At 43.2% G+C, this 25,212-nt stretch carries 20 protein-coding genes; 13 read left to right on the top strand and 7 right to left on the bottom strand.

The annotated features are described in order from the left end of the window. Positions 1 to 53 precede the first annotated feature (53 nt). Both KI655_RS01910 and KI655_RS01905 read left to right on the top strand, forming a co-directional pair. On the top strand, positions 54 to 962 hold the full coding sequence (locus KI655_RS01910; protein ID WP_285401181.1) for a LysR family transcriptional regulator: 909 nt from the start codon (positions 54 to 56) through the stop codon (positions 960 to 962). A 750-nt stretch (positions 963 to 1,712) separates the two neighbouring features. Then, entirely contained in the window at positions 1,713 to 3,143 is a 1,431-nt protein-coding gene (locus KI655_RS01905; protein ID WP_285401179.1) for an EAL domain-containing protein, read from the top strand. A gap of 87 nt (positions 3,144 to 3,230) precedes the next feature. Here the strand turns inward: KI655_RS01905 and KI655_RS01900 are convergent, their stop codons facing one another. Further along, positions 3,231 to 3,626 carry a DUF2391 family protein gene (locus KI655_RS01900; RefSeq protein ID WP_285401177.1) on the bottom strand — a complete coding sequence of 132 codons (396 nt, stop codon included), beginning with the start codon at positions 3,624 to 3,626 and terminating at the stop codon, positions 3,231 to 3,233. 428 nt (positions 3,627 to 4,054) lie between these two features. Between KI655_RS01900 and KI655_RS01895 the strand changes: the two genes are divergently transcribed. Beyond that, positions 4,055 to 5,083 (top strand): radical SAM protein, encoded by a 1,029-nt coding sequence (locus tag KI655_RS01895; RefSeq protein ID WP_285401175.1) that lies wholly within the window; start codon positions 4,055 to 4,057, stop codon positions 5,081 to 5,083. 16 nt (positions 5,084 to 5,099) lie between these two features. Further along, complete coding sequence (locus KI655_RS01890; RefSeq protein ID WP_285401173.1) at positions 5,100 to 5,648, top strand: DUF1349 domain-containing protein; 549 nt, start codon at positions 5,100 to 5,102, stop codon at positions 5,646 to 5,648. Positions 5,649 to 5,760: 112 nt separating this feature from the next. Here the strand turns inward: KI655_RS01890 and KI655_RS01885 are convergent, their stop codons facing one another. Together KI655_RS01885 and KI655_RS01880 are read right to left on the bottom strand one after the other, a co-directional pair. After that, on the bottom strand, positions 5,761 to 6,498 hold the full coding sequence (locus tag KI655_RS01885; RefSeq protein ID WP_285401172.1) for an alpha/beta fold hydrolase: 738 nt from the start codon (positions 6,496 to 6,498) through the stop codon (positions 5,761 to 5,763). Between the two features lie 505 nt (positions 6,499 to 7,003). Further along, positions 7,004 to 7,675: a type 1 glutamine amidotransferase domain-containing protein gene (locus tag KI655_RS01880; RefSeq protein ID WP_285401170.1), complete on the bottom strand. Its 672-nt coding sequence runs from the start codon at positions 7,673 to 7,675 to the stop codon at positions 7,004 to 7,006. 117 nt (positions 7,676 to 7,792) lie between these two features. Between KI655_RS01880 and KI655_RS01875 the strand changes: the two genes are divergently transcribed. The 3 genes from KI655_RS01875 to KI655_RS01865 all read left to right on the top strand — a co-directional run bounded on the left by KI655_RS01875 (position 7,793) and on the right by KI655_RS01865 (position 11,835). Beyond that, on the top strand, positions 7,793 to 8,677 hold the full coding sequence (locus KI655_RS01875; RefSeq protein ID WP_285401168.1) for a LysR family transcriptional regulator: 885 nt from the start codon (positions 7,793 to 7,795) through the stop codon (positions 8,675 to 8,677). Positions 8,678 to 8,860: 183 nt separating this feature from the next. Continuing rightward, on the top strand, positions 8,861 to 10,528 hold the full coding sequence (locus tag KI655_RS01870) for a DUF1800 family protein (RefSeq protein WP_285401166.1): 1,668 nt from the start codon (positions 8,861 to 8,863) through the stop codon (positions 10,526 to 10,528). Continuing rightward, positions 10,525 to 11,835, top strand: a complete 1,311-nt coding sequence (locus tag KI655_RS01865; RefSeq protein WP_285401165.1) for a DUF1501 domain-containing protein — start codon at positions 10,525 to 10,527, stop codon at positions 11,833 to 11,835. Before KI655_RS01870 ends, KI655_RS01865 begins: the two co-directional genes overlap by 4 nt. 43 nt (positions 11,836 to 11,878) lie before the next feature. Here KI655_RS01865 and KI655_RS01860 read toward each other — a convergent pair whose 3' ends face one another. Next, on the bottom strand, positions 11,879 to 12,517 hold the full coding sequence (locus tag KI655_RS01860; protein ID WP_373417290.1) for a type II secretion system protein: 639 nt from the start codon (positions 12,515 to 12,517) through the stop codon (positions 11,879 to 11,881). 176 nt (positions 12,518 to 12,693) lie between these two features. Between KI655_RS01860 and KI655_RS01855 the strand changes: the two genes are divergently transcribed. Further along, entirely contained in the window at positions 12,694 to 13,560 is an 867-nt protein-coding gene (locus KI655_RS01855; protein ID WP_285401163.1) for a PhzF family phenazine biosynthesis protein, read from the top strand. A gap of 1,382 nt (positions 13,561 to 14,942) precedes the next feature. On the opposite strand, the gene KI655_RS01850 is transcribed toward KI655_RS01855, so the two are convergent. Continuing rightward, positions 14,943 to 15,977, bottom strand: a complete 1,035-nt coding sequence (locus KI655_RS01850) for a methionine synthase (RefSeq protein ID WP_285401161.1) — start codon at positions 15,975 to 15,977, stop codon at positions 14,943 to 14,945. Positions 15,978 to 15,995: 18 nt separating this feature from the next. Further along, a complete protein-coding gene (locus KI655_RS01845) occupies positions 15,996 to 16,970 on the bottom strand; it encodes a DUF1852 domain-containing protein (RefSeq protein WP_285401159.1) in 975 nt (324 codons plus the stop codon). 347 nt (positions 16,971 to 17,317) lie between these two features. Here KI655_RS01845 and KI655_RS01840 point away from each other — a divergent pair, with 347 nt between their 5' ends. The 3 genes from KI655_RS01840 (at position 17,318) to KI655_RS01830 (ending at position 19,908) form a co-directional block, all read left to right on the top strand. After that, positions 17,318 to 18,124, top strand: a complete 807-nt coding sequence (locus KI655_RS01840) for a sulfite exporter TauE/SafE family protein (RefSeq protein WP_285401157.1) — start codon at positions 17,318 to 17,320, stop codon at positions 18,122 to 18,124. Between the two features lie 35 nt (positions 18,125 to 18,159). Then, positions 18,160 to 18,606 (top strand): GNAT family N-acetyltransferase, encoded by a 447-nt coding sequence (locus KI655_RS01835; RefSeq protein WP_285401155.1) that lies wholly within the window; start codon positions 18,160 to 18,162, stop codon positions 18,604 to 18,606. A 150-nt stretch (positions 18,607 to 18,756) separates the two neighbouring features. Then, the gene (locus tag KI655_RS01830) at positions 18,757 to 19,908 is read left to right on the top strand and encodes a tyrosine-type recombinase/integrase (RefSeq protein ID WP_285401153.1); all 1,152 of its coding nucleotides are present in this window, start codon (positions 18,757 to 18,759) and stop codon (positions 19,906 to 19,908) included. Between the two features lie 30 nt (positions 19,909 to 19,938). Here KI655_RS01830 and KI655_RS01825 read toward each other — a convergent pair whose 3' ends face one another. After that, the gene (locus tag KI655_RS01825; RefSeq protein WP_285401151.1) at positions 19,939 to 20,547 is read right to left on the bottom strand and encodes a TetR/AcrR family transcriptional regulator; all 609 of its coding nucleotides are present in this window, start codon (positions 20,545 to 20,547) and stop codon (positions 19,939 to 19,941) included. 160 nt (positions 20,548 to 20,707) lie between these two features. Between KI655_RS01825 and KI655_RS01820 the strand changes: the two genes are divergently transcribed. Together KI655_RS01820 and KI655_RS01815 are read left to right on the top strand one after the other, a co-directional pair. Beyond that, on the top strand, positions 20,708 to 21,934 hold the full coding sequence (locus KI655_RS01820; protein ID WP_285401150.1) for an efflux RND transporter periplasmic adaptor subunit: 1,227 nt from the start codon (positions 20,708 to 20,710) through the stop codon (positions 21,932 to 21,934). A 13-nt stretch (positions 21,935 to 21,947) separates the two neighbouring features. After that, positions 21,948 to 25,130 (top strand): efflux RND transporter permease subunit, encoded by a 3,183-nt coding sequence (locus tag KI655_RS01815; protein WP_285401148.1) that lies wholly within the window; start codon positions 21,948 to 21,950, stop codon positions 25,128 to 25,130. Positions 25,131 to 25,212 lie beyond the last annotated feature (82 nt).

The raw sequence follows: 25,212 nt of genomic DNA, 5'->3' as shown, positions 1-25,212 counted from the left end.
TATTAATATCTAGGCGCTATCATGTAAGCACTACCGTTTGAAGGAAGCTGATTATGAAATCGTTCGATTACAATCTATTAAAGGTGTTACGTGTTTTGATAGATACTCAAAACACTCGCCAAGCATCAGAGGTACTAAATCTTAGTCAATCTGCGGTGAGCCACGCATTGAGTCGTCTACGTGATTCGTTTGATGATCCGTTATTTGTTAGGGAGCGGTATGGTCTAGTGCCTACAGAGCGTTGTTTGGAAATAGAAAAATCCCTTCCTGCTCTCGTTGAACAGATTGACAGCTTGTTTCAAGCGCCACAAAGCTTTGAGCCTCAGCATTACAATGGGAAAGTATCGATAAGCTTAACTAACGCACTAACTAACTCAATTGGAGTCAAACTTTATCGAGAACTGAGCGAAAGAGCACCCAACGCTCAATTTGAAATCATGGATTGGACATGGCAGGTAGAGTCTGGGCTATTGTCGAGAAAAGTGCATGTTGCTTTGGATTACGGTCCAGAGAGTTACTCAAAACAAATAAGACAGAAGCTAATGCCAAAAAGCCAATATGTCGTTTGTGTTCGTGAAAGGCATCCATTGACGAAACTTACCTCGATTGAACTGAGTGACCTTGCGCGCTATCCATTAGCACTGATACGAACCCCTGATTGGCGAAGTCGACATGAAACTGCAGAGCAAACTTTCATTCGAGCAGGCTATGTACCCAATGTCATTTTGAAGTCAGACTCACCGTTAGTGAACTTTGAAGCCATCCGTAACTCGGATGCCATTTTTCCTATGGTTCGTTCAGCTGATCCACTTCCTGCGGGTATTACTTCTGTGGAATCAATTCATAACTCACCAGAATACAACATGGATATCTACGCCTACGACCTGCACCAAACAAAAGATTTCGCCTTAAACTCGTGGTTAGTAAGAGAGATTGAATCGATATTGAAGGGCACATTCTAAATGGCAGGGTAATCAGATAGTGGGACATGCGGTTATTGCAACCTAAGCACGAGACTAAACAATACAGTACTGTCATTATCATGAACTCAGATGAAAATTATGTAGGTCGTATTTACGACAGTTTCGGAGGATCTTGATTGATAGACCGTCCGCATATTTTCTGGATTGGTTCTTATAAGAGCTCGTCTCATAACTGATATTGTTATTATTTTATAATTTAGAGGTGCGTCACAGAAATTGGTCGATCCAGCTAGATGTAAAAGATTGGGTTGGGTTCATACCAATACTCAACTTGCTGCATTTTAACTCTTGATGTTGGTCACATTTTCTAATTTGTTTACATAAATTTACACCTTGTGGTTATTGTTCTTTCGTTTTTTCAACAAAGGTGACTGGTTAGATATTCATTTTTATTATGGATGGATTGATTGGATTCCTCATATAACTACTTAGCGTGAGCGATTATTAGAAGCTGATACAAAGTGGTTTTATATAAATATGCACTTGGTATGATTTTTTAGTCGAGGCGTTGGCCAGGGTAAACTATGTCCAAGTTAATAATATCTGTAGAAAGGACCTTTATTGAATTGCTGTTGTATGTAATCGATTTCATTTGTGTATGAATGGTGTTAATACTCTATTTTTAGCGTTGGTTGAAGCTGTTTACATACATTGTTCGGCGTCAGCTCGTTGATATTCATGTTTTGGATAGGTATGTTTTGCTTTTGTTTTCTTACTTGAGTATGACGTATGGATATTGAGACCATTCCACTTTCTCCAATTACAACCAGTGTGATAGTCATTATGATTGGGATCGTTGTACTCGCGACGCTCTACAATGCTCGCCAAAGTAAGAAGCATAATTACGCACTGAACCGATTAGAGCGCGAGAAACATAAGCTAGAACAAGCAAAATTTATATGTGAAGAGAGCAACATCCCTAACATTTATTACATTCAACAAAAAATGGCGAACCTTGAGGCAAAAAAAGGCGAAGTGTATTACACCGCTCATGTTGTTTGTGTTGGGCGTAACGGCGACTTTTACCGCTATTTTGATCAACAAACGTCTATGAACATTAAGCAAAAGTTACATAGTCAATTAAGTGGTGACTTAAAGCCTAGCTTGATTGGGCTCTATGACGATAGATACATCGTGATGATCTTTGCTTCTGAAGTCTCTTTGAATAACAAACAGCAGGTTGAGCATCAACAACAAGTAAGAGCCGCCTTGCCGAACCAAATGGTTATCAATAGTAAGAAAATGCCGTTTGATTACTCGGTAACGACGTTACATTTTTCAAGCACTTATGATATTGCCAAACCAGATCGTCTCTTTAGACGCATTAGTTATGGGATCTTGCGTGCAATTCAAAACCAAGATGGCTTGTATATCCATAGTGAAAAGGACTATCAAAGGAATTTACGTAAACGTCATATGCTGCAAGATTTACAAAGGGACATTCGAGATGGTGGGGCTAACTTCGAGCTCGCATATCAACCTATTGTTCACAGTATGAATCATGATAGAGAGTGTATTCGTGAAGTTTTGCTTGTATGGCGGAAACGTGGGCATATTGAGCCAGAAAGCTATATGTCGTTGCTTAGTGATACTCCACATATTCACTATTCATTGACTCTTATGATCATTAGAAAAGTCGTTGAATTAGCCAGAAAAGATGAACAAGGCCAATGGGATTATAGTATCAACATTGCAATGTCCGACCTTGCGATGACTTCATTTTATAACGATATTTTCAGCCTTACCAAACATTGCCCAGAAGTTCGTAAAAAGTTAATTTTTGAGTTAGTTGAACACAGCGAAGCTATTTCTCAAAAGCATGTACAAGATAATCTTCAAAGCTTGAAACGCTTAGGGTGCCGCCTCGCGATAGATGATTTCGGTACGGGTTATACTAACTACGACCTTTTAAATAAGGGACTTTTTGACGTAGTAAAGATAGACGGTCATTTTGCAATGAATATGGGCAAGGACCCTGTGAGCAATGAGTTTTTAAGATTTATGTTTCGCTTATCTGAGCAAGTTAACTTTACGTTAGTGGTATGCGGCATCGAGGAAGAATTACAGGCTAAATATGTGCCTAAAAAGGCTCATGTATGTTTACAAGGCTTACATTTTTCTCACCCGAAAAAGCTCGTTAATACATTAAGAGTTGCGTAAAGCCTATAGACATTCCGAGCATGCCTGTGCGATCAAAGAACTAATAAGGAGTCTTTAGGCGGTGCAGATAGATCGTCGAAACCTGAGTTATTCCTTATCAAAACCATCAACAATAATAGCGCCCATTGACGCTGGCATAGCGATGACGATAACTCGTTTTAAAGCGACCAACGGAGAATCAAGCACTGGAAGCTTATCTATACAGAGCAAAACCAAAGCGACGACCATTATTGTCAATATATAAGCAATCGCGATGCGTGATACAAACTCAATGACTCTCCCACCAATATTCCTTTGGTAAACGCTCTCAAAAGCATAAATCGATAGAAACAGGCACGACAGCAGAAAAAGCAGAGCAAGATTGGCTGTTGGTAAACTTTCCCCCAATTGCCAGGCTTCTTCTGAAAACGAGATAGGCACCGCGAGAGCAAATGCACCAACAAAAATTTGTCCTGCATCCTCAAGGTTAAAGCTCTTTGACACGCGGCCTCCTAGGCACTGGGAAATAGGGTGACTGGATCAAAATTCAATATGGTTTAACTGTAAGTCATTTTAGTCATTACGCAGTCAATCCACCTATGTTTAGTATATCTCAGTAGTCTGGTCTTGGTATTGTAACTGATTAAAACGGATGACTTTTCGTTACCAGTGAGGATCAATAATGAGGATAATTAGGGGCTATTCGATTATTCACAAAGCTGCCAATCGATAAAATCCATACAAGCTGTTAGATAACACAGCATTAGATGAGGAATACTGGCAACAATCAAACTTTACCCTGTTATGAGCAGTGCATTGCTCAGTTGATTGTCTATTTAAATTTGATAATGAATCAAATGCCACCTCGTTTTTGTCGGAACCAAATTCACGTAGCATGCGCTGATTAATTTCATTGATTGGATTGAGAAGTCATGTCACAAGTACAATTTCAACAAGGCCCAATACGTCCGCCTTCTGAAGCTGACAGCCTGTTAATTAGAACGACACAAGGTTGCCCTTGGAATAAATGCAAGTTTTGCACGCTCTTCGAAGGGATGGAGTTTTCGATTCGCCCTGTTGAGGACATTAAACGTGATATATGGGCAGCGAAAGCATTTTATAAGGGTCGTACATTTGAAACCTGTTTTTTACAAGATGGGGACTCTTTTGCGATGGATACTCAAGATCTTCTGGATGTGCTCTACACATTGAAGAAGGCCTTTCCTGAACTCAAGCAAATCAGTTCTTATGGGCGAGCACAGACGATGACTAAGAAGTCACCTGCTGAAATGAAAGCTATCTGTGAGGCTGGCTTAAATATGCTTTATTGTGGCATGGAATCTGGGTCTATCGACGTTCTGCAAAAAATGAAAAAAGGGATCACCCCTAAATCGATAATCAAATCAGCTGAATATGCAAAGCAAGCCGGTATGAAGATGATGACGTTTATTATTCTTGGGCTTGGGGGTAAAGAGTTGTCGACGCAACATATCACTGAAACAGCGGCGCTTCTTAATAAAATTAACCCGGATGAAATACGAATCTTGTCTTTGGCAGTAAAGTCTGGAACCGAACTGGATGAGCTTGTGCAAAATGGCCAATTCACACCACTTAGTGAAAAGGAAATGCTGGAAGAGCAATATCAGCTGATAAGTCATCTGGATGGCGTTACCAGCAACTACGGGAACTACCACGGTATCAATTTATTGATGGAACTTAATGGTCGCCTACCAAATGATAAGGCGTCTTTCCTGCAAACAATTGTTCAGTTCATGATGATGAGCGAGGCGGACCAAAACAACTTTATTTTGGGTCGCCGCACACATTATTACGCCACTTTGAATGATATGAATAATCGACTGATGTATGACACAGTAAATCGTGAGCTCGAACGCATTCAACATCAAAGCTTCGCGACACTTGAAGATATATTTTACCAACTTCGCCAACGTATGATCTAACAATGAGAAATAACGAATGAACAATCTAAATGACTGGCAGATTCGAAATGAAAACCCAAAGCAATGGTCGCTAGACAAAGGGGTTCTTACTCTCCAAGTTCAGGAAGGGAATATTTTCGGGGCAAGCTCTGGCGAGGTCGACAATATGTTTGTCCACCCCGTATCGAGCAGTGATTACCAAGCGGAAGTAGCTATTGACTTAAACCCAACATTGCCGTTTGAGCAAGCAGGCCTTGGTATATATTGGGACAACGATAACTACGTAAAAATCAGCAAAGAGATGTTTATGGGTGAACGCTCGTTGGTTTTTGTTGTAGAAAAGAGCGGTTACCCGGAAATCAAAGAGCGTTTATCGTTTGCTGGACAAACGGTATCCGTAAAAGTAGAAAAAAGCGGTGGCACGATAAGCACTTACTTTCGAGAAAGTAGTGAAGCGTTATGGCAGAAAATTGGAACTGTAGACGCATTTTTGAATGATGAGAAAGGCGTCATGTTGTACACATTTAGTGGCCGCAAAAATAGCCCAAATTTCGCCAAGTTTAGTGAGTTTAAACTTGTAGATTGAGCCGATTAAAAGGGTAAATAGACTTTCTATCCACTTACTTTAGAGCGAAGTGTTAGATCTAATACAAGTAGGCGCAGAGTTTATTTACCCTTGTTGACGCCGGTCTGCTGACTCAATGCACAACGTTGTGGTCAAACTCTCCGTTATCAAGATAATGCACAACTTGATGAATGGCCTCTGGATCGTCGCGGAGTCGCATGTGATTGATTTCTAGTTCGATAAAATCATGCATGTTTGTTAGTTTTGTCGATTCAACGCTGACTAATCCATCGTTAGTTTTTTGGAAGAGGGCATCGGTCATCATAAATGGTTTGATGCCAGCTATTACACCAAAATCATATGTTGGCTCGTTGAGCCCGTTAGCAAAGCCACTCTCACTAGTCACTAGAGCTTGCGGAACTTCACCGAACCAGCTTGACCAGAATTTATTCGTATAATGATCGGCAACTTCGCTACCGTGATTTGGTGTGCCTATCATGACTACATGCCCGAGTTTTCCTTGTTGCTCCAACGCATCATCTGCTTGTAGGTGGTAGCGAATCAATAGCCCACCAAGAGAATGACCAACCAGATGAACCACGTTTGCACCTTGTATGCATTGATTAATTTGCTTGTCAGTCTCCTCTATGAGTTCACCCATGGTTACGCCAATCGAAGAATAATCAAGAACACAAGTTTGATAGCCTGCATTTAACAAGCCTTGATTAAGTTCGCTCATTGAGCGCCCGCTTTTGGTTAGCCCATGAATGATCACTACTAGATCAGATTGGCTGTCATTTGAATAGGACACAGGCGCGTTTGAGCAAGCCGAGATGAGAATAGCAACCAATAAGACAAAACTGTGTTTCATTAAGACGCCCCACTTACTTCGAATCGAGTTCTATCCGATATAGTATCAAGAAGAGGTATTTATTGGGTATGAACCTGAGTCAGTTTAGTGTCAGTTAGTGCTCATATTTATGAAGTTTGTTGGCTTTTTTGTCGAATTTTTGTCTTATTTTTGTTTGGTATCGAATGTTTAAATAAAGCAGGAACTTACTACAGGGAAAGTAATCTCATTAGCACTTCCATACGTCAATTAGCATTACCATGATTTTACGCTTCATCACGGATTTGATTATTATTCTATACGCTCTCGCTAGCTTCACATTCATACTCTGGTGTGCTCTCGGGAGATAGTGTGGCCTAGGGAGTTTCTATTGTTGATAGAAGATATTAGCTATCTCATCGCGCACTTCGCTCGTTTTTATCCCTTTGAATAGCTGTTTGGCTTGATGGTTATTGGATAAAAATAAAAAGGAAAGCCAATGCTTTCCTTTCTTTACCAGTCTATCTAATTCGTAGCTTGTATTTGATTAGCTTAAAAGATCGACGATAGCTTTACCTACGCCATGAGCGCTGGTTGGGTTTTGGCCTGTGATAATACGGTCATCGACAATCACAAGCTCTTGCCATGGTTGCACTTTAGAGTAGCGCGCTGCGCCACGTGCTAGAGACTCTTCCAATAGGAATGGGATGTCGTTGATGGTGCCGAAATCAATCTCTTCTTCACGAGTGAACCCCGTCACTGACTTAGACGCAAGTAGCTTTTCTCCATTGCTTAACGTGATTGGCAGTAGGGCGCCTGGGCCATGACAAACCGCTGCCACAATACCGCCATCTTCATAGTGTTTTGCCGAAATCTTGGCAAAGTCTTCGTTGCTCGCTAGGTCTGAAAGAAGACCAAAACCACCCGGGTAGAAGATTGCATCATAGTTGTCACCTTTGATTTGTGACACTGGAATCGTGTTGTTAATGCGGTTCTGGAAATCATCATCCGCCAAGATTTTCTCGTTGACTGTGTCGCCTTCGATGTCGGTTCCGTACAATGGTGCTTGCCCACCTTTGATAGAAGCAATGTCGTAATCGAAGCCTGCACTGAGTAGTTCGCTAAGCGCATGAGTGAGCTCTGGCGCGTAAGTTCCGTTTGCTTGGTCTGTTTCACCAAGGGTCGCATGGTTCGTCACAATGATGAGTACTTTCTTCATGATGGTTTCCTTTTTGGCTTACGTGTATTTGTTGAACACCTTCATACTAATTGCTAAACAAATAAGTGATAATACGATGAATTGGCAAAACATTATTGCTATATAGTAAAGGTGAGTATGGATAGTTTTGAAGGCGTTAATGAGTTTGTTACGGTGGCTGAGAGCCTAGGGTTTTCTGCAGCGGCAAAACAATTAGGTTGCAGCACCAGTCATGTGAGTCGACAAGTCACAAGATTAGAAGAGCGATTGGGTGTCGCCTTGTTAGCACGTTCGACAAGAATGGTGAGTCTAACGGAAGCAGGGCAAGCGTATTATCAGCAGTGCAAAGAGTTAGTTATTGGGCTTCAACAAGCGAATGAGCAACTGACTACCCAGCAAACTCAATTGAGTGGCACGCTGCGAGTTAGTGCAGCAGGTGCCTTTTCGGAAAACTATGTTGCACCCGCCTTAATGGATTTCGCCAAGCAACACCCTAATTTAACAGTAGAAGTTAACTATAATACGAACATGGTGAACTTCATTGAAGATGGCTTCGACTTTGCAATCCGTTATGGAAAATTGAGCGACTCAGGTTTGGTCGCGCGAAAACTCGTCAATCGGCCAATGGCGGCGGCAGCCAGTCAGAGTTACATTAATGAATTTGGTTTACCGACTCACCCTGAACAGTTAAAGCAACACAGTTGTATTATTGCCAACAAAGATGTCTGGTTGTTTGAAAAAGATGGCAAGGCGTTAGATGGAGTAAAAGTGCAGGGCAGATGGAAGAGCAATAACGCACACACAGTTTTACAAGCTTGTGTAGAAGGGTTAGGCGTGGCGTACTTACCTAAAAGCAGCTTTAATGATGGTATTTCGTCTGGTCGTTTGGTGCCAATCTTAGAGTCTTATTGGGGAAGTGGAAACAGTAGTTGGATTGTTTACCAGAATCGCCATTTTCTACCGTTAAGAGCAAGGCTTGCTATCGATTTCCTACTTGAGCACTTTGCAAACTGGCAGGAGTAAATATTGCCGATCATTATGATATTGCTTGGGGCGCATATAATGTTGGTAATGCAAAATACGACTGGGTTAACGGCTTATTGTCAAATGTGAACCCGTACCACAGTTTGTATCGGGGGGCGTTGCTGAAACTCATGATCTTGGTTAGTGTGCGAAAAAATCCCCTGTAGTACCGAGGTTCCCGAGTTGTCTTCTATTTTAAAGCGTCGCCGTGTCAAATTAAGCGCGTTCTTAGTCAGTCTTTCATTGCTTTCTGCATGCGGTGGTGGTGAAAGTAATGATTCTGGAGGGGGGACGACTCCAGAACCAAGCTCGCTGACACAAGATCAACGCTACGACCTTCTTTATCGCTCTACATTCGGACCTAGGCCTGACTCTTATCAAGAACTCGCGAGTGTTGGTTACTCTAGTTGGTTGGATAATCAGTTTTCGATGACTCCTACCTTGCATTTGACTCGCTTAAATGAGTACCCATTAGCAGGAAGCTCGGACAGCTATAATCAATCAGACCGTGTGGCTGTTTGGTGGGATGTCAGCTTGAACGCACCAGATCAACTGCGACAACGTGTTGCTTTTGCACTCAGTGAGATTTTTGTGATTTCACGTTATGGCGCGAGTTTGAATGGTCGTGTACCCGAAATGACCGATTACTACGACATGCTCATTACCCATGCCTTTGGGAACTATCGTGATTTGATTGAGTCCGTCACGCTGCACGCCGCAATGGGTGATTACCTGTCCATGATGGCCAATCAAAAAGCGGATCCAGACAAGAATCGTTACCCAGATGAAAACTATGCTCGTGAAGTCATGCAGCTATTTAGTATCGGTCTTTATGAGCTGAATTCTGATGGGTCTGAGAAACATGATGAGCAAGGCCAGCTTATTCCAACGTATTCGCAAGATGATATCGAGAACTTCGCTCGTGTCTTTACCGGTTGGCACATCGCAGAGAAAGCGAAGCCCGGGTGGGGCTCAAAGGAAGGGAATTGGTTGGTACCAATGATTGCCTATCCTGAATACCACGACGATGAAGAGAAAACGGTGATGGGAGAGGTGTTTGCACAAGGCCAGACGCCTGAACAAGATATGGCACAAGCGATGGACATGTTGCTCAATCACGAGAACACAGCGCCATTTATTAGTAAACATCTTATTCAAAGGCTAGTTACGTCAAACCCTTCTCCTGCATATATTGCGCGAATTAGCGCACTGTTTGCTGATAATGGCAAAGGTGTGAGAGGTGACCTTAAAGCGGTTGTTCGCGGAATACTCACCGACAGTGAGGCTCTTGATGGAGCAGATCGCGCTCCGGTAAAAATGAAGGAGCCATTGATCGCCATGACCAACTTTTTCCGCGCATTTGAGGCTAAATCTGCGGATCCTTCCGGACGTTTCCATAATTCAATTAATACGTTTGGGGCTTACGGACAGGCACCATTGGGATCACCAAGTGTATTCAATTTCTTCTCACCGGATTATGCACCGAATGGTGAGATTTCGGCAGCCAATGAGGTTGCACCTGAGTTTGAAATCTTGAGTTGGAATAATTTCATTTTAACTAATAACCAACTTTGGTCAGCCACTGGAAGAACAAATTATGAGGGAGAACAAAACCCAAATCGTATTGTGATCAATACAGCGCCTCTGGAAGCAATAGCGAATGACCATTTAGCTCTAATTGATGAGATTGAAAGACGTTTACTTTCTCAAAGAATGAGTGAACCACTTAGAGCGATCGTTTTAGAAGGGTTAGAAGCTCTTCGTGATACCCAACAAAGTTTAAAGGTTCGTAACGCCATCTACATGGTAGTCACAAGCCAAGAGTTTCACATTGAGGAGTTAGCCCAATGATTTCACGTCGACAATTGTTAGCGGCTATGGCCTCGACACCTATCGTCTCTATGATGGGGACAGGCTCAGCTCACGCACTGCCAAATAATGATTACAAAGCGCTAGTATGTGTCTTTTTGTTTGGTGGCAATGATGGCTTTAACATGCTGGTTCCTAACGACAATGCACATTACGATGAATATGTCGCTGCACGACCAGACATCGCGATTCCGCAGTCATCTCTGTTGCCTTTATCTTTGAATACCGGGTCTGCTTTGACACTAGGCTTACACCCATCGATGACGGACGCTCAGACTCTTTTTGAAAGTGGGAAAATGGTCGCTATCGCGAATAGTGGTGTATTGATAGAACCTTCAACGAAGGAGGGCTTGCAAGATGGTACGCACGCAATGCCACCTTTTCTATTTTCTCATAACTCACAACAGACAGAATGGCAGCGAGGTTGGTCTGGTAGTACAACAACATTAGGTTGGGCAGGCCGGTTGATGGACGTGCTAAGTAGTGATACCAGTGAAATCAGCCCTACATTTAGCCTTAATGGCTACGCCCAGTTACTTAATGGAACAGAGCATGCTGCCAACTTAATTAATGCTTCTTCTTTACCTAAAGTGAACGCAATAAGTAATGCCCAGCGGCGAAAGAGCTTTGATCAAGTGATGAGCCTGTCACCTCATACTGCGTTTGGTCGAGAGTTTGATCGTGTTAAAGGGGAGTCAATTTCAATACGAGATACATTGGCGACGGCAATTGATTCGATACCAGAAGAAGACCATTTCCCTGATATTTCCTTAGCACAGCAACTCCATACCGTTGCGCGATTGATTAAATCAAGCGATCAACTAGGTCATCAGAAACAGATCTATTTTGTCGGCTTAGGTGGCTTTGATACCCATGCTAATCAACTTGAAGATCACGCTGCGTTGATGAGTGCTTTGAGCCAGTCACTTGCCGCTTTTAACCAATCTATGGAAGCATCAGGACTTGGCGATAAAGTGACGACAATGACGATGTCTGATTTCGGTCGACGGTTAGCAAGTAATGGTACAGGAACAGATCACGGCTGGGCGAGTAACCATCTCGTTATGGGCGGCGCGCTAAATGGCGGGCAGCTATATGGTCAGTGGCCATCGTTAGTCTTAGACGGAGAGAATGACTTTAACAAAGGAAGAATGATCCCCACCACGTCTGTCGAACAAATTGGCGCCACAATCGCGAAATGGATGGGAGTGAGAAGTGAGAGTGCAATGGCTCATATCTTTCCTAACTTAGCGAACTTCTCGCTCCAAGATTTAGGGTTCTTGAAGTAAACGGGGTGGTTAGTCCCCCGTCATAAGCATTTAGAATCTGTCTTTAAGACTTTTCGTTTTCTAATTTGATGTTACTAGGTAAGGGGTATTCGCCCCCTATCTTACAGACAAGGCTGCCCACTAAAGCTTTTTCAAATCGAATCGTACCTGCGTCGTCTGAATCCGCTGTAATCATTTCACCATCAATCATGTGATTGACTTCTTGTGCCGCACGCAATGGCACCAACCAGATACATGCTGCAAGTGAACATGCCTCAGACGAAGGTTGGCAGCCTGTTTCTGAACTTCCTCTCACCCATGAGCTGTCCTTCTCTTTTAACAAGATCTGTGTCGCGATGTAATCAGGATGGCTAATGTATTGATCACCACCAATCCAAGTATCATCGAAGGGGAGGTAAGGACCTTGCCATGTTTCCAATCCAGGGTTCTCGATAAGATTGTTGATATTCAAATAACCAAAGTTAGCGTCTGTATCTAAAGTGATGGGTGGCAAACTGCCATTGTCGACCGCATATTTGTACGTTGCATCTAGTACTTGATCAAGGTAGTTGATGATGTCCTTGGCTTCCTCAGTCTCAGATGCACTATAACTAAATGCTTGGCAACCAATTAAACTTGCCAAAAACAAAGCGGTGCTAGCCGATGCTATTTTCAATTTTGTCGCTCTAACTAAAGACACAATTCAAATCCTGTTAATTGTAAAGCTGCGGCGAAACAGTTGGTATATATTCGAAGCGGTGAACTTATATCAGAACATACCTAAGATTGTCACAAGTTTGTAATTAAACTGCGCATTTGCACTGACTTATGTATACCAGTAAGTTAATTACCATTGTAAAAACAAGGTGCTTAAGAACAATGGATAAGATAGAGGTATTCTTAGTTAACGCATTTACTAAGGATGGAAGCGGAGGAAATCCTGCCGGTGTCGTTTTGAATGCTGATAATCTCAATGATAAAGACAAGTTGCGCATCGCTCAGACTATCGGGTACTCAGAAACGGCTTTTGTAACTAGCGACGAAGAAGTGGACTTTGAAGTCTCGTTCTTTACAACTACTGGTGAGGTCGATTTTTGTGGTCACGCGACTTTGGCGACGTTCTCTGTACTACATCAGAAAGGTTTTATCACCGACGGGCAATATCGTCAGAGAACCAAAGCGGGGATATTACCTGTATCGGTCAACGCTCTGGGTGAGGTCACCATGGAGCAGGCTTTACCAACGTTTGGGCGTACTTTTTCCAATTCCGAAATGTCTGGTTTAATTGGCATCGACGAAAAAGCACTGGAGCCTGTAAGTTTTCCAGCGCAGGTTGTATCGACCGGTTTACCCGACCTTATTATCCAAGTACCTACAGGGTATCTCGATAAGGTAAACATCGACGAAGCCAAGTTGATTGAATTCTCTAAAGAGCATGAGTTAGTTGGAGCGCATGTGTTTGAGTTATCCGGTGAGACCGAAATAACTGCAAGCTGTCGCAATTTCGCTCCGTTGTTTGGTATTTCAGAAGAGTCTGCAACAGGAAGTGCGAGTGGCGCACTTTCTTGTCATCTAGATAAGTATTTACCGGCTGAACACTCACGCTCATTTGTCTTTGAACAAGGCCGAGCCATGGGTGCCTTGTCTCAGATCTTTGCTTCAGTAGATTCAAACGAAGACGGTATCCAACGAGTAAAAGTTGGCGGTGTCGCGAATGTCATGGGTTTAAAGATTGTTGGTCTATAAAGCTAGACATCACGAAATTTCGCTCAGATAGATAACGTAAAAATGTTGCTGTTCAAGAATGCACAGCATTCGCAGAACAACAACATTTATGGTTATTATCTATTTTATGGTAAATCAAGTTATTGTTAAATAAAAGAAATTCACGAAGCGTGAATAAGATCGAAATAAGCAGGAGACTGGTTTATTTAAAAGAACCCATGATGCTAACTAGAAATTAAAATTTAACATAATCTATATAATGCGAATAAGCTGTTGATTTTGTTGGTTTTAATTGTTGTGGGGCGATTGTTTTATGTCGAGAATCCATAAGAGTTGAATTTGATTTGATGACGAATACTAGGCGTTTTATGGCAAGTTAAGTTCATGGCTAAATGCGGACAGCTCCGTCCCAAATCTAATTTACGATGTCTAGGCCAAACCAAACTCAGAAATCCTGCTCTTTGATGAAGCTCAGCGAATATGCCGGGGGTCAGTATTCTGAACAACCATCTCTTAAACCAATAAAGCTAAATTGAAATCATATTCACGGACTTTGCTGTGAATCATTCATTTCAAGCCTAAACCGTCTTTAAAGATGCTTTGAAAGTAAAAGCAAAAGCTATTCTGAATGGCTTGTAAAAGAAGATTGTATCAACACAGTAGTACTAACAGAACGCTCTATGAGAACCATAAATCTCAGCAAAATCGATGTTCAGGATTGGCCGCATTGGGGCCACAAATCGATCAAAAAATCTCAGAAAGAGGGAAAAATGGGAAATGTAACGTTACATTGTGGCCAGCGTGCGGCCAACGTGCGCCCAATCCTGAAGCAATTTTCTGGGAGAATTAGTGTGGGAAATTAAGGAATTTTTTGTAAGCCCCTTCTTTAAGATTTAAAAAGTTTTAAACTTCCTAAACTTAGAATTTTATAAAGGCTTCGCCTGAATTTATAACCCCAAAAGTGTGATGTCAAGCAGAATATTTCATCTTTGGGCGGGGGATGACGGGTGGCTGGGGCCGAGCAGTCGGGGGTGTCCCCTAAGAAGCGGCAAAAGGGAAGGAAAAGGTCTAAAACCTGCCCTTCCCTTTAGTTGATTGTAGGCTCAATGTGTATCTTGAGCTTAGACTGTGTAACCGACAGGTTGATTGCGTTTCCTAAAGGGCGTCATGCGAAGTTTAAGACCGTTTTAGTCTAATATTTATAATGATTCTCCAGTTATGGCTTAGGAGCCTCTGGAATGACTCTAGGACCATCTAGGACTGCCTTACTTATCATATGCACCTGACTGAGTGCCGGCTCTGTCATCAAATAGTCTTTTCTCTTGGTGTCCAAGGTCCCAAAGTTCATTTCTAAAAACAAAAAGCGGGACTTTCTCAAGCCCCGTTTTTCATAGTGTTTTGTATTAAGCACCAGCTTCAAGTTCTTTTCGAACTATGGCTGCGCCAGCACTTAGTGCATCTAACTTAGCATTGGCTACACTGCGCGATAATGGCGCCATACCGCAGTTAGTACACGGGTAAAGCTTATCAGCGTCGACATACTTAAGAGCTGTCCTTAATGTGTCTGCGACTTCCTCAGGCGTTTCAATTTCATTGGTTGCCACATCAATGGCACCGACCATGACTTTTTTACCGCGAATCAACTCAAGTAGTTCTACTGGAACATGTGAGTTGTGGCACTCCAGAGAAATGATGTCGATCTTCGACTTCTGCAGCTTAGGAAATACCTCTTCATATTGGCGCCATTCAGACCCTAGTGTTTTCTTCCAATCGGTGTTTGCTTTGATGCCGTAGCCATAACAGATGTGAACGGCAGTTTCACACTTAAGGCCTTCGATAGCACGCTCTAAGCATGCGATGCCCCAATCATTAACCTCATCGAAGAATACGTTAAACGCCGGCTCGTCAAACTGGATGATGTCGACACCAGCCGCTTCTAACTCTTTTGCTTCTTGGTTAAGAATTTTAGCGAACTCCCACGCTAGCTTTTCACGGCTTTTATAATGGTCATCGTAAAGCGTATCGATCATCGTCATTGGGCCAGGAAGCGCCCACTTAATCGGTTGTTTTGTTTGCGAGCGTAAGAATTTCGCATCTTCAACAAAAACAGGTTTTTGACGTGACACTGGACCTACGACTGTAGGAACACTCGCATCGTAACGATCTCGGATTTTAACGGTTTTTCTGTTTTCGAAGTCAACGCCACTCAAGTGCTCGATGAAAGTCGTCACAAAGTGTTGTCGTGTTTGCTCACCGTCACTGACGATATCGACACCGGCAAGCTCTTGAGATTGTAATGAGACACGTAAGGCATCCTGTTTACCATCGATTAGCTCGTTACCTTGTAACTTCCACGGTGACCATAACTTTTCAGGTTCAGCGAGCCATGAAGGTTTTGGTAGGCTGCCTGCGGTAGAAGTTGGTAGTAATTTTGACATATGAACAATCCCCTAGCCTTAAGCGAAATTCGCAGACCATTGGTCTAACGTGTGTTGGAACGGTTTGATAAAGTGCTCTTCAGCGAATTTACCTTGCTTGATTGCTAGCTTGCTACGTTCTTCACGGTCGTACACGATTTGTGTTAGTGAGTGATCTGAGTTCTTCAAGTTTGGTTGGTAACGATTACCAGCAACCGCGTTCGCATTGTAGATTTCTGGACGGTAAATCTTTTGGAAAGTTTCCATTGTACTAATTGTGCTGATCAGTTCTAGGTTCGAGTAGTCGTTAAGCAGATCGCCAAAGAAGTAGAATGCCAACGGAGCAACACTATTTGGCGGCATGAAGTAACGCACTTCTAGGCCCATTTTCTTAAAGTATTGCTCAGTTAAAGATGATTCGTTTGGCTGATATTCGAAACCTAAAACTGGGTGTTGGTTGTCTGTGCGTTGGTATATTTTATTATCTGATACGCTTAGGCAGATAACAGGTAGCTTTTTAAAGTTCGCTTTGTATGTGTCAGACTTAATGAACGATTTGAATAAGTTGCCGTGTAGTTCACCAAAATTATCAGGAACACTGAAGCCAGGCTTATCTTTGTTATGCTCTAACAATAAAACACTAAAATCGTAATCTCTCACGTATGAAGAGAAGTTATTCCCCACTACACCTTCAATGCGTTCATTGGTCGCGTGATCGACAATATTAGTTTTCAATACTTCGATAGATGGGAAGTTTTCGCCTTTGCCTTCAATGTCGATATCAACAGACACGATCTCTAGTTCGACAGAGTAGCGGTCTCGATTTGGGTTGTCCCAGTTTGCTAACGCATTGAAATTGTTGTTAATCATATTCAATGCGTTACGTAGATTTCTCTGACGGTTCTCACCACGCGCTAAGTTGGCAAAGTTGGTTGTAATGCGCGTACTGTCTGAAGGGTGGTAATTTTCATCAAGTCCGATGCTTTTAATCGTAAAGTTAAAATCAGTAGTCATGTTGAGCGGTATCCTATTTCCTGAGTTGAAAGCTTATTTCCTTACTCTCTCTAGGCTTTCTGGATTATTTTTATAGTCCCAGTCATTAGTCACCACAGCTTTATTTAATAATTGAATAACTTCAAATGCCAATATAACTGTAATTGTTTCGCTAGATTTAGAGAAGAGTCTATTTTATAGCTCGAATCTAGGTCCGAAAAACAGTGGTAATCCTTCACATTGATTATGAGAAATATTCATGTAGTTATAGGGTGGCATTGATGTGCTACTCAGTTATATTACTTTATCCGTTTTGATGATTTGCTTTATATGGAATGCAAACCCTAACAATTAATAGGAGATTAAGGGTGAGTGAAATAGTACTGATATTGTGTTGTGCTGTGTTAGGTAGCGGCGTTGGTTTCTTAGCTGGGCTATTGGGTATTGGCGGTGGTCTAGTCATCGTCCCAATCTTAAGCATTATATTGCTGCAATTTGGCGTTTTGCCATCTGATCAAGTTGTGGTCGTGGCTATTGCAACTTCTTTGGCGTCAATACTCTTCACTTCAACTTCTTCTGCTATCGCTCACCATAAAAATGGCAATGTGCCGTGGGACATCGCACCTTGGATTATGGTCGGGGTTGCGTCGGGCGCGCTGATCAGTGGTTTTATGGCTGCGCAATTGCCAGACCAAGTCGTTAGAACCATTTTCGCAGTGAGTGTATTTCTTATCGCGGTTAAAATGTTCCTTAGTAGCAAAAGCGACAATGCACCTGAACGTACCTTACCTAATAAAGGTGTGCTGACAGTTCTTACCACTATTACTGGAGCGTTGTCTGCGATGATCGGTATCGGTGGCGGCGCTCTTTTGGTTCCTTTGTTGTCTTTCTTTTCTGTCAACGTCAAAAAGGCGATCGGTTGTGCATCGGCATGTGGGATCATCATCGCGCTGTTTGGGTCTGTTGGTTACGTGAGCTCTGGCCTTCCTTACTTTTCGTTGAGTGATGGTTTTGCGGGATTTGTTTACTTGCCAGCCTTGCTTGGTATTGTTTCGACGTCATGGTTCACTGCACCATTGGGAGCAAAGGCAACCAATCATCTTCCTGTAGCTACGATTAAGAAAATTTTTGCAGTACTTTTAGTTGTGATGGCCGCAAACATGGCGTTTAATTAGGGCGTTAAGTTTTAGTTGTATACGAGGAGCTCTGCTTGGAATTTAAAGAAATCGAACCTAGCCAGGTTCCTTTTGATTTGTTGTTAGAAGCGGATCCATCCAAGGCGAGTATTTCCTCGTATCTATATGATTCTTGGTGCTTTGTTGCTTGTGAAAGTGATGAAATATTAGGAGCATGTATCGCGAAACCATTAACTCCTACCACTGTCGAGATTTTTAATGTCTCAGTGCTGCCCAGTCACCAACGTCTTGGTATCGGTACAAAACTTTTAAAGTCGGTGCTTGCAGAGTTACCAAACAAAGGTATCACTCGCGTAGAACTAGGAACGGGTACCTTTGGCTATCAATTAACGTATTACCAAAGATTGGGTTTTCGCGTTGATTCGGTATCTAAAGACTATTTCCTCATCAATTACAGAGATCCAATATTTGAAAATGGTATCCAGCATAAAGACATGCTGAGGCTGTATATTAATCTCTGATCATCATCTCAACTTACCATTTCGGCTCATTGTCTAATTAACAGGCGAAACTCACCTCGTGTGATGGAATTTTTTATGTCGATTGTCGCCGTAATTATATAGTGTGATATAATTACAGTTATATCACACTAGTTTGTTAACATAGGCGCTATGACGAACTCAAACTTCCCAACTCAACGACAAAGCCAAGTGACGCTGTCACCTGGCCGTTCTCATAAAGAAACTGTCCAGCAGTGGGAAAAGCAAAAAGAGAAGCTCAGTCGCTTTAAACTTAACTTTCCCAACCTTAATGAGAGTTTTGATCCGAATTGGACTGAATTACCTCTAGTGCGAAAGCACTTAGACGAGTTCGAAGAAAACCGTGGCGGGTTGAGTATTCACACTTTAAAGATGTTAGCGTTCGTTGTTCGTAAATGGGATGAATACTGCAAAGACCAAAACGTTTATAGCTTTCCTATATACGCCCCTGTCCTATTAACTTGGTTCAAATCACTTAAGCTAGAGTTCGATGTAAAGATCAATACGCTTAAGCAATATCGAGCACAGCTCAGTCTGTTCCACAAAATCATGAATACGGATGACGTCACTAAACTACCAACCATAGCCACCTTCTTTAAATCATTGCCAAAAGATGAGATGGAAATTACCGGCTCGCAAGTTATCGAACTGCAAGCTAAACCGTTTCGAAAGCACCATTTGCTGAGATTAATGGATTTATGGGGCAATGAAAAAAGAGCTGTACCTTATCGAGATCTTGCTGTTCTTACCGTTGCCTATGGCACCCTACTTCGTGAGGGTGAAATTGGTAAAATACGCAAAAAACACATTAAGTTTCTTGAAAATGGCGACATTAACATCGAACGTGTTACATCTAAAACCACAATCAGTCCAGAGCCGAAGCGATTAACAGGCCGATTTTCAGCGATTGTAAAACGCTATGTTCAAACCTATTGCCAGCCGCTGGATGAAGATGATTTTATCTTTTGTTGGCTAACCGTTAAAGGAGCAAGGCCAGCAGGCTATCGTCAAACTCCGATGTCGGGCATGACTATCGACCGCATTTATCAGCGCGCCCATGATCTTCTTACTGACTTAGGTGACGTTGTCACATCAACAGAGGCGCATCGAAACATATGGAGTGGGCACTCTAGCCGTGTCGGTGCATTACAAGATGGCTATCATGCTGGTCTCAATTTAACCCAGCTGATTCAATTGGGCGACTGGAAGAGTAATGAAATGGTACTGCGCTATTTGAGAGGTCTTAATAATCAAGATAGCCCGAACCTTATGCTTCAAGGCTAAAAAACAAAGTCTTCAACCTCAATTTAAACATTAGTTTACGCAGAATGCGTGCAAGTCTTTGATCCCTATCTCAGCCACGGCGATAATCATCTCTGGAGGTACATCGTCCATAGAGTGAACTGACATACCATTGAGAAAGGTCGCCATGAAATGCGTCATAACTTGTGGGTCTGCCGATTCAATTAATTGGCCTTCATTTTTAGCTTTGGTAAATCTTGCTTCCAGAATATCAACCATCTCTTTTCGACAATCCATCATCGCCTGTTTGATCGGGCTCGCATCAGCGCTGCATGCTAAAGCGCCTTGGATCATCAAACAACCTTTTGGCTTTTCTTTACAGCTATGAGCTTCTGCACACCCTATAATGATGTCCCTGACAACGACACGTATATCAGCCTGCTCTAATGCCCGATAAAAATATTCTGATTCACGGGCTTTATACATTTCGACCGCTTTGAGAAACAGTTGTTCTTTATTACCAAAGGCGGAATACATGCTGGGTTTATTGATACCCATAGCCTTGGTTAAGTCAGAGAGAGAAGTTCCCTCAAACCCTTGTTCCCAAAACACTTTTAATGCTTCTTCTAACGCCTTTTCTTGGTCAAAACTGCGTGGTCGACCCGCTGTACCGACTACCATAATCTCACTACCACTTATTCGTTCAATCCCCTAAATGGTAATGCGGCAGGCATACGTTGTCCATATGTAATAATCATTGATTCTATAAATTTAACTTGATCATTATCAAAAGTCAGGATTATTATACCGATCGGTACAAAACTCACATAAGGATAGCGAGATGGTAGGTAAACACCTTAGAACCCCTCTTCTACTAATCTCATTTGCAGCACCGTTCGTGCTGTCTGGATGTCAAGATTCGCACGCAGAGGCACCTGTTCCGGCTCCACCGCCACCGACGGTAGAAGTCGCTCAAGTGTTAGTAGAGCAAGTAACAGAACTTGATCAATTTACTGGTCGACTAGAGTCGCCTCAAACCGTGACTGTTATGCCCCGAGTCTCGGGATATGTTGATCGTGTTCACTTTAAGGAAGGACGTCTTGTTGAAGCAGGTGACGTTCTATTTTCAATTGATAACCGCTTATTTGCCGCAGAAGTAAACCGATTAAAAGCGGAACTGAGCAGTGCACAAACCAGCCTAAATCAAGCAATTAAAGACTATGAACGTGCCCTACGTTTAAGCAAGACTAACGCCATTTCTCAAGAAACGGTGGATGCTCGATTTGCAGATAAACAGCGCAGTGTCGCTAGCGTATCAGCGTTGAAGGCTGCATTAACAAAAGCAGAATTGGACCTTGAATTTACTTTAGTTCGTGCACCAATCGCAGGCAAAGTTTCGTTCGCAGAAGTGACCAAAGGTAACTACGTAACCACGGGTCAAACCGTTCTCACGTCACTAGTGTCTACTTCGAAAATGTACGCTTATTTCGACATTGACGAGCGTAGTTTCCTTAAATATCAAGAAATTAATAACCTCATCTCAGCGGATGGCGAAATTGAAAACGTCGTCCAAATGTCGCTGGCTAACGATACTGATTTCCCTCATATCGGTTATATCGATTTTGTAGACAATGCGATCGATGAAGCAACGGGAACGATTCAAGTTCGCGCTGTTTTTGATAACACAGATAAGAAGTTTTTGCCGGGTATGTTCGCGAAGATGCGAATCGCAGGCTCAGACAGCTACCAAGGCGTGTTGATTGATAACAAAGCGATCGGCACCGATCTGAATAACAAGTATGTCTTGGTTTTAGGCGATGACAATATAGTCCAATACCGAGCAATCTCTCTTGGTGAAGGCCTTAACGGTCTGCGCATTGTATTGGATGGCCTAAAAGGCGACGAAAAGATTGTCGTTAATGGCTTACAACGCGTCCGCGCCAACATGCCTGTTACCCCTGACGAAGTTGCAATGGCGGATGAAAACACCCTTGCAAACATTCGCCAACAACAAGCATTACGTGACCAGCAGCGCAGTGAACTACTGACTCTGCAAGTGAAGCAATAAAGGAACCGTTGCAATGTTTTCCCAGTTCTTTATCCGTCGGCCGATCTTCGCATCCGTGCTGTCGATTCTCATATTCATCGGTGGTGCATTGTCTGTATGGCAACTGCCTATCACTGAATACCCTGAGGTTGTTCCTCCGACTGTCGTTGTAACAGCGACTTACCCGGGTGCAAACCCGAAAGTGATTGCGGATACCGTCGCGTCTCCCCTTGAGGAAGAAATTAACGGCGTAGAAGACATGTTGTATATGTCTTCTCAGGCGACTTCAGATGGCGTGATGACGTTAACCGTCACCTTCGCCATTGGTGCCGACGTGGACAAAGCGCAGACTCTTGTTCAAAGTCGTGTTGATCGTGCCCTACCTCGTTTGCCTGAAACTGTTCAGCGACTTGGTGTTGTGACGGAAAAGTCATCACCAGACTTAACCATGGTCGTTCACTTGGTGTCACCCGATGAGCGCTATGACCTACTTTATCTTGCGAACTATGCAGCGCTTAACGTTAAGGATGAACTTGCCCGAATCGAAGGTGTTGGTGCCGTTCGCCTGTTTGGTGGTGGCGAATACAGCATGCGTATTTGGCTTGATCCAAACAAGGTCGCAAGCCTTGACCTCAATCCTAGTGAAGTGATTTCTGCGATTCGCGAGCAGAACCAACAAGCTGCAGCAGGTAGCCTTGGTGCTCAACCAAGTGGTTCGTCAGACTTCCAACTGCTTATTAATGTCAAAGGACGTTTAAGCGAGGTTGAAGAGTTCGAGAACATCATCATCAAGGTTGGTGAAGATGGTCAGATCAACCGTTTGAAGGATGTCGCTCGTATTGAATTAGGTGCCGAAACCTACTCACTTCGTTCACTACTTGATAACCAAGACGCCGTTGCAATTCCAATCTTCCAAGCTTCTGGCTCAAACGCGATTCAGATCTCTGACGACGTAAGAGCGAAAATGGAAGAGCTGTCAGCTAGCTTCCCTCAAGGTGTGAGCTACGAGATTGTTTACGACCCAACGGTATTCGTTCGTGGTTCTATTGAAGCGGTAGTGCAAACACTGCTTGAAGCGGTGTTGCTTGTTGTACTAGTTGTTGTTCTATTCTTGCAAACTTGGCGCGCATCGATCATCCCATTGGTTGCGGTTCCAGTTTCGCTAGTCGGTACATTCGCTTTCATGTACTTAATGGGCTTTTCTTTAAATGCTCTGTCACTGTTTGGCCTAGTACTTGCCATCGGTATCGTTGTTGATGATGCGATCGTGGTGGTGGAAAACGTAGAACGAAACATCGAAGAAGGTCTCGCTCCTATCGCAGCGACTGAGAAAGCGATGCGGGAGGTTACAGGCCCAATTGTTGCGACGACGTTGGTGCTCGCTGCGGTATTCATCCCGACTGCGTTTATGTCTGGCTTAACGGGTCAGTTCTATAAACAATTTGCATTGACCATTACCATCTCGACCTTTATTTCAGCTATTAACTCGCTGACTTTGAGTCCGGCTCTTTCTGCCCTACTGTTACGTGGTCATGACCAACCAAAAGATTGGCTCACTCGTGCAATGGATGGCTTGTTCGGACGCTTCGTATTTACCCCATTCAATAAGCTATTTAACAAAGGTTCTGTTGCTTACGGTTACGCGGTGAAGAAGAGCATTCGACTTGGCGCACTGATTGGTGTGATGTACGTTGGCCTGCTCGGCTTAACAGCTTACCAATTCGATGAGACTCCTACGGGTTATGTGCCGGGTCAAGATAAGCAGTACTTGGTTGCATTCGCGCAACTACCAGACGCGGCTTCACTTGAGCGTACCGATGCGGTTATCCGTGAGATGTCTGAGATTGCTTTGGCACAACCAGGCGTTGAACACTCAGTGGCCTTCCCGGGTCTGAGCATTAACGGGTTCACTAATAGTCCGAATAGTGGCATCGTGTTTACTCCGTTGGCTGATTTCGACGAGCGTCAAGACCCGAGTCTTAGCGCAAATGCGATTGCGGGTCAGCTAAACCAAAAGTTTGCTTCTATCCCTGATGCATTCATCGCGATCTTTCCACCACCACCGGTTCAAGGTCTGGGTACGATTGGCGGTTTCCGTTTGCAGATCCAAGATAGAGCGAACCACGGCTACGAAGCACTATACGGTGTCACTCAACAAGTGATCATGAAAGCATGGGCTCACCCAGCACTAACGGGTGTATTCTCGAGCTATCAAGTGAATGTTCCACAGTTAGATCTCGATGTTGACCGTACGAAAGCGCTCAAACAAGACCTATCAATAGATGATGTTTTCTCTACCCTTCAGTCGTATATGGGAAGCACTTACGTCAATGATATCAACCGCTTTGGTCGTACATATCAAGTGAACGTTCAGGCCGACGAAGAGTTCCGCCAAACGCCGGAGCAGATCCGCCAATTAGAGGTTCGAAATACCAACGGTGAAATGATTCCTTTGGGCGCGTTTGTTGATGTGAATTACAGCGCAGGGCCTGATCGAGTGATGCATTACAACGCTTACACAACAGCAGAAATCAACGGCAGTCCTATGCCAGGTTTTAGCTCAGGTGAAGCACAAGCAGCGATAGAGCAGATCCTGGCTGAAACACTACCGATTGGTATGACTTACGAATGGACAGAGCTGACCTACCAACAGAAGTTGGCCGGTGATACGGCTATGTTGATCTACCCACTGGTTATCTTGTTGGTATTCCTAGTACTTGCTGCGCAATACGAAAGTGTACGTCTGCCAATGGCGATCATCTTAATCATTCCTATGACGCTTCTTTCAGCGATCAGTGGTGTGATTCTATGGGGTAGCGACAACAATATCTTCACTCAAATTGGCCTAATCGTATTGGTTGGCTTGGCAACTAAAAACGCAATCCTAATCGTAGAATTCGCCAAAGAGTTGCAAGACAAAGGTCGTACTGTAATGGAAGCAGTGCTTGAAGCATCACGCTTACGTCTTCGCCCTATCTTGATGACATCGATTGCCTTCATCATGGGTGTAGTTCCGATGGTGTTCTCTACCGGTGCAGGTGCCGAGATGAGACAAGCAATGGGTATCGCCGTGTTCTCCGGCATGATTGGTGTAACTATTTTCGGTCTGTTGCTTACGCCACTGTTCTACTACGTATTGGCTAAACGTACACCTAAAGAGCAGAGTGATAACAAAGAACAAGTTGCACTAGAGCCAATTAACGAATCCACTGTCTAATCCTTTATTTTGAGTGATTAGAAAGGCAGCCCGTGCTATTTGGGGCTGCCTTTTTTTCAATCTACTATTCAGCGCTCAGTCC

Source organism: Vibrio sp. D404a (assembly GCF_030248535.1).
Taxonomy (GTDB): Bacteria; Pseudomonadota; Gammaproteobacteria; order Enterobacterales; family Vibrionaceae; genus Vibrio.
The sequence above is the reverse complement of the archived record's forward strand: the minus strand, read 5'-3'. Positions and strand labels throughout refer to the sequence as shown.